This is a genomic window from Streptomyces sp. AC627_RSS907 (genome assembly GCF_019049165.1).
Genome location: NZ_JAGMUE010000890.1, coordinates 1 through 749, shown reverse-complemented (window position 1 = coordinate 749; position 749 = coordinate 1). Strand labels below are relative to the sequence as shown.

Sequence of the window (749 nt, the reverse complement as noted above, 5' to 3'; positions counted from 1 at the left end):
GCGATGGCGGAGTTCGCGACGGCCTACGCGGACCGCACCGAGGCCGACCACGCGCACCTGGTCACCGCCGTGCGGGCCGGGCGAATAGCGGCCGAACTCGGCGTGTGAACCGGACGCGGCGGGGCTGGCGAGGCGGCCCGTAGGCTGGCTGCGTGACGAACCCCGAAGCGCAGACGAACGAGGAAGCGCGCCAGCAGCAGGCAGACTCCGCGCCGGGGGCCCCGCCACGCCCCGAGGAACGGCTAGAGCGCGCGGTGCGGGCCGCCGAGCAGGCGTTGATCGAGTTCGAGATCGCGCTGGAGACCTTCCGGGTCGAGGTGGAGAACTTCTCCCGGCTGCACCACCAGCGTCTGGGCCCCATGTACACGCGGCTGGACGAACTCGACGCCCTGATCGCGGAAGCGATCGCGGCGCGGTCGGGCGACGAGGAGGACCTGCGCCGGGCGCGGGAGGCACGTTCGCTGGTGCTGCCCATGCCGCAGGTGGAGGAGCTGTTCCAGGGCTGGATGGACTCCGACGGGATCTCGCCCGAGGCCCAGTCGATGCTCACCGAACGCTCGGTCAAGCCCCCGCCCCGGGTCCGGCCCAGTGACGAGGCCCGCCGCGTCTTCCGCGACCTGGTCCGCAAGGCCCACCCCGACCTTGCCCGCGAGGACGCCGAACGAGAGCGCCGGGAGGCGTTCCTCGTCCGGGTCAACGCCGCCTACGCGGACGGAAACACCGAGGAGCTACTCGAACTCGCCGCGGAG

The 749-nt window shown here is 72.6% G+C and carries 1 protein-coding gene; it reads left to right on the top strand.

The annotated features are described in order from the left end of the window. Positions 1–152: 152 nt before the first annotated feature. Positions 153–749, top strand: a 597-nt coding sequence (locus tag KUM32_RS39290) for a hypothetical protein (RefSeq protein ID WP_217146539.1), incomplete at its 3' end; no start/stop codon positions are given.